Below are 5,038 nucleotides of genomic sequence, written 5' to 3'. Positions count from 1 at the left end.
GTCTGATACCCGTTAGTAGACGTTCCCTCTTTATCAATGCACTATTTGGTTATTTTGTCAATGCGTAAGTCCTAGTTGAGTGTTGAATATTGACTCGATTTTACGCCCGACGCTGAAGCGCGGATTTGATATGACAGATTTCAGCATTAATTCAAGTGTCGATCGATCGTCACAATCGAAACTGGCCGCAACGCATCAAAACGAGTTGAATTCCCCCCAGCCACAGAACGCGATAACTGCACTTGCACGATTCGGTAACTCCAGTGCGGTTCCCGGCGCACCCGATCGCCCATCCAGCTCAAAACAGTAGCAATATCCTCAAAAGCATCCAAAGCCAACACGATCGAGCCTCCAGCGAGCAGCCGCAGCGCGCAAACGCCCAAAATTTTAGTCAACCCTCCGCCACTGCCGCCAATAAAAATCCGGTGCGGAGGACGCAAGCGGTGCAAAATTTCCGGGGCGGTTCCGTGAATCGAAAACACATTTTGCAGCCCAAAACGGCCATAGTTGAACTCGATCGCAGAAGTACCAGAAACCGTTTGTTCGATCGCGTACACCTCAGACTGCGGGAATAAACGAGCAATCTCGATCGACACAGAACCATTACCAGCACCCACATCCCAGACAACTTGTCCCGGTTGCAAAGCCAATTGTCCCAGCACCAACACCCGCACTTCCCGTTCCACCGTCAAACCAGGCTTGTCGCCACAACCGATAAAAGCTGCATCCGGTATTCCCAACAAAGGCAACTTTTCCAAATCCAAAGGTTCTGCCCTCGGCGGGGACTCCCGCAGCATCACAACCACGCTCAGCGGTGCAAAAGACTCTCTCAGCAAAGCTTCCAGAGACTTGCGGCTTACCCGTTCCTGGGCCGCCCCCAAATTTTCGCAAACCCAAAACTCGTAGCGTGTCGGCAAATCTAGAGCTTTCACCAAATTTGCCAGTACAGCCGGAGTGTGAGCTTCGTCCGCCAGCACCGCAATCTTCTCCACACCGAGCTTGAGTTTTGCCGTCAGTTCCTCAAAATAACGTCCTTGAGAGCCAACAAAATGAGCATCTTGCCAAGGGATTTGCAAGCGGTTAAAAGCCAACTGCACAGAACTGACATGGGGGTGAAAAGTCAATTTTTCTGCCGGCAATTGGGCAATTAACAACTTTCCCCAGCCGTAGAACAGCGGGTCGCCGGGCACTAAAATTACGATCGGTCGATCGCGGTGTTCCACCGTCCCTGCAGAGGGCTCTAATTCGGGTTCAGTCGCCCACCAGCGCCGAATTTCCAGAATTGCTTCGGTCAAATCTTCCAACGCCCAGCGCTCTCCGTCGTGCTGGGGAAAATAGCTCAAATGGCGCTCGTTCCCTATTAGCAGAGCAGCCATTTCTACAACCTGCCGCGCCGATTCGCTCAGCCCAGCAGCTCCATCTAAACCTATACCAACAACGTGTACTGTCACTTTTTAAGCAAAAAGTAAAAAACCAGAATTACTGATTTTTCCTGGTTTTTCATCAATTTTTTCCTTGACTTTACTGTCAAACAAAAATAATTAAAGCATTTAACAGGCAATATCCTGACTCTTGTCACAGGGGAGAGGGGGAGAGGGGGCGAGAGATTGCGAGAGTGGGAGATGGGGAGAGGGGGAGATGGAAAAAATCTTCACATCGATCCTCTTCCCTCTTCCTTCTTCCTTCTTCCCTCTTCCCTCTTCCGTCGTTAAAACTCAAAAACAGGCCATTCCGGTTGCCGGAGATAGGTGGTCATGTCGTCAAACTTCCGCAGTTCCACTCGGTGTACGGACAGTTCTTGCGGCGTGTCCAGCCATTGCTCGTTTAACTCTGACAGCAAAGCGCACAAGCGATGGCGGTCAAGGTTCGGCCCTACGTCCCCAAAATAACCCAGAGTAATGTGGGCCGTAAAATGATATTGCTGTTCGATTCCCAAAGCCATTAAATCGGGATTTTGATAGATCGATCGGCGAAACTCCAGAATTTGCTTGTAAGAGTTTTCGTCCGTCGGTGCCAAACAAACACCCACAGCTCTAGTCATCACCATCAACCCCAGCACTGTCCAGCGAATGGGGGCGCCGCCCGCCAAGGGTTTGCAGGCGGCAAAACGATCGGCCATGCGCGAGCGCAGTTGCTCCTCAAATTCGGGATTTTTATCAGAGGCATCTCGAAAAGCGCTGCTCCAAATCAAATCAGCTACGGTTAAATGGAAGGTATCAGGAGGCAGTGCCACGATCGCACCGTCCGCTATTTCCTGCAATAGCCGTTGTTGGATCGAATGCAAATTACTATAAAGTGCAGCATTTTCTGCATCTTCCCCAGCAGGCGGCGTAATCACCGAATAACCCGGAAAAGGTACAGGATCTCTGTGACCAGCTTCGTCCGGCTTAAATTTTGGAGATTCCTGAATGTGTTCCACCTGGGACTTGTAGGAGTCCAGCAGCGTCATTCGCGCCACCCGATTTACGTAAGCTTGATAAGTATCATCCAATCTTGATTTCCTCGCGGTGACAAACTCCCACACCAAATTTTATATTATGGTGCGGGCATCCAACAGTCCAATTCAGGATATGTTGGACTTGCGGAACCTGCAACTCTGATTTTTTGGGCTACTGAGCGTTTTTCATGCAAATTTATCTGTTTTGGGGGGAAGACGACTTTGCGATGGCGCAGGCTGTGACAAGTTTGCGCCAAACAGTCCTCGACCCCAACTGGGCTAGTTTTAACTATGACAAAATTATTGCCGATTCCGCCGGAGCTGTGGTCGAAGGGCTCGATCGAGCCTTAACGCCGCCCTTCGGTACCGGCAGCCGTTTTGTCTGGCTGGCAAATACGACTGTAACCCAGCAGTGCTCTCCTGAACTGTTAGCGCAATTTGAACGGACGCTGCCAGTGATTCCCGACACCACCGTGCTGCTGCTGACATCCGTCAAAAAACCCGACAGCCGGCTCAAATCTACCAAGTTAATTTCCCAGTCCGCCCAAGTGCGGGAATTTTCGCCGATTCCGCCTTGGAATGAGAAAGAATTAGCCCAGCGGGTGCGCCAAGTCGCGGGCGAAATGAACGTAAAATTGACAGCGACAGCGATCGAACTTTTGGCCGAATCCATTGGCAGCGATACCCGCGGGCTATACAGCGAAATGGAAAAATTGCTGCTGTTTGCGGGCAACCGCAGCCAACCTCTGAACCCGGAAGAAGTTGCCGCACTCGTGCACTGTCACGCCCAGAATACCTTCCAGCTAGCCGATGCGATTCGCGAGGGCAATACCTCCGCCGCTTTGGATTTATTGGCAGGCTTAACTGGCCGCAGCGAGCCTGGTTTGAGGATTGTGGCTGGCTTAACTGGTAAGTTTCGGATTTGGCTGTGGGTGAAGGCGATGATCCAAGCGGGCGATCGCGATGATAAAATTGCTCAAGCTCTAGATCTTGGCAATCCGAAACGAGTATACTATTTTCGTCAAGAAGTCAAGAACGCCAGCTTAGAAAAACTGCAAAAAAGTTTGCCTTTGCTGCTAGAGTTAGAAGCTTCTTTAAAGCGGGGCCGGGAAGAAATCTCAACCCTGCAAACCAAAGTTATAGAACTTTCTAGCTTGTTTCGCTGATGCGCGACAGAGCACAGGATCGGCTCCTTACTGTAAATTTTTACAACAAATTTCTTTCTTCGGCTATGTGCTTGATGCCCGATCGCAGCCCAAAAGGTCAATAGATACTAGAAATACTCTCAGAATGCCAAAGTAGAAGTTAATGTGGTAAATAAATATTGTCCGCCGAATGCCGATCGGTTAATATTATTTGCCGGCTCTCCACCCCCCCAAAAAAAGAGCGCTACCCATGACACAACAGAACCCGCGGGAACTGCTCAAGCAAGGCGATCCAAACGCGATCGCATCTAGCATCAACCGTACACTCAAACCCAAAGGCATCAACGCCGATGTGACGCGGGACAACGGCTGCCTCCACATAATTCTGGAGGCAGACAAAGTACCGGATCAAATGGTATTGGTCGATTTCATCCGCACCGGCATGACGAAGCTGGGACTCGAATCAATTCACACTGTAAAGGTTTACGGGCGTCGAAGAGGTGACGGTGAGCCTGCGTGGGAAGATGAAATTGATCTGATGCCTGCAGATTCAATGCCTTACCCCTTGGATAGTGGAATGCCTGACGAATCTGTAGGTTTAGATGATGTCGAGCCCGAAGAGGAAGACTATTATCAAGAAGGAGAATTCGATCGAGATGACGACGAGGAAGACGAAGACGAAGACGAAGATCAAGCCCCGCCTCCGAAAAAACAATTTCCCAAATGGGTAATACCTGTGGGTATCTTAGTACCTCTGGCGGCGATCGCAGGGCTTTTCTTTACTAAAACTTTCCCCTTCGGCGAATCGAACCCAGAACCGATAGCCCCCGAAGCAGCTTCCCCCTCCCCCCAACCCTCCTCTCCCCCTTCTAAAGCCGCTGCCTCTCCGGGCGCCCCACAGCCAGCCTCCCCTGCACCAAAACCCGCTCCCACTGCTGCTGCGCCAGCAAGCCCAGCCCCAGCTTCTGGGCCAGCAAAACCCGCCGCGCCTAAGCCTGACTCTTGGAGGGAAGCCGTTAACACAGCTCAGAAGGCAGCAATTTCGGCCCAGAAGGCTCAGTCTCAAAATGAGTGGATCGCAGTAGCAAGCGAGTGGCAGCAAGCAGTTAAGCTCATGAGATCCGTACCGTCAACCAGCCCGAACTATCAAAAGGCTCAGCAAAAAGCGGCAGAATATCAGGCTAATCTGATTGTTGCCAACCGTAGGGCGGCAGCAGCGCCTTAAGAGTTTTGAGTTTTGAGTTTTGAGTTGAATACTCGATGTGCTAAAAGTCAAAAGTCAAAAGCCAAAAGTAAAAAATCTTTTTTTACTCAAAGCTTTCTTACCTTTTGACTTTTTTCAATTTTATTAAAATTTCATTGGATTTTACCTATTGCTTTAAGTAGGTCGGCGCCAAAAAACCGAACTATGTTAAAATAAGTAAAGAAAGAGAACACATCTACTGAGGTAACTCAA

Annotated in this window: 4 protein-coding genes; 2 read left to right on the top strand and 2 right to left on the bottom strand. The window is 50.1% G+C overall.

Annotated features, from left to right (window positions below):
* Positions 1-146: 146 nt before the first annotated feature.
* Both cbiE and QUB06_RS34045 read right to left on the bottom strand, forming a co-directional pair.
* On the bottom strand, positions 147-1,451 hold the full coding sequence (gene cbiE / locus QUB06_RS34050; protein WP_333439195.1) for a precorrin-6y C5,15-methyltransferase (decarboxylating) subunit CbiE: 1,305 nt from the start codon (positions 1,449-1,451) through the stop codon (positions 147-149).
* A 257-nt stretch (positions 1,452-1,708) separates the two neighbouring features.
* On the bottom strand, positions 1,709-2,449 hold the full coding sequence (locus QUB06_RS34045) for a DUF1868 domain-containing protein (RefSeq protein ID WP_333439197.1): 741 nt from the start codon (positions 2,447-2,449) through the stop codon (positions 1,709-1,711).
* Positions 2,450-2,625: 176 nt separating this feature from the next.
* Here QUB06_RS34045 and holA point away from each other — a divergent pair, with 176 nt between their 5' ends.
* Together holA and QUB06_RS34035 are read left to right on the top strand one after the other, a co-directional pair.
* Positions 2,626-3,603 carry a DNA polymerase III subunit delta gene (holA, locus tag QUB06_RS34040; protein WP_333439193.1) on the top strand — a complete coding sequence of 326 codons (978 nt, stop codon included), beginning with the start codon at positions 2,626-2,628 and terminating at the stop codon, positions 3,601-3,603.
* A 229-nt stretch (positions 3,604-3,832) separates the two neighbouring features.
* Positions 3,833-4,807 carry a hypothetical protein gene (locus tag QUB06_RS34035; RefSeq protein WP_333439191.1) on the top strand — a complete coding sequence of 325 codons (975 nt, stop codon included), beginning with the start codon at positions 3,833-3,835 and terminating at the stop codon, positions 4,805-4,807.
* The last annotated feature ends 231 nt before the right edge of the window (positions 4,808-5,038 follow it).

The sequence above is a fragment of the Microcoleus sp. D2_18a_D3 genome (assembly GCF_036702455.1).
Lineage (GTDB): Bacteria > Cyanobacteriota > Cyanobacteriia > Cyanobacteriales > Microcoleaceae > Microcoleus.
This window is presented reverse-complemented; position numbering and strand designations above follow the sequence as displayed.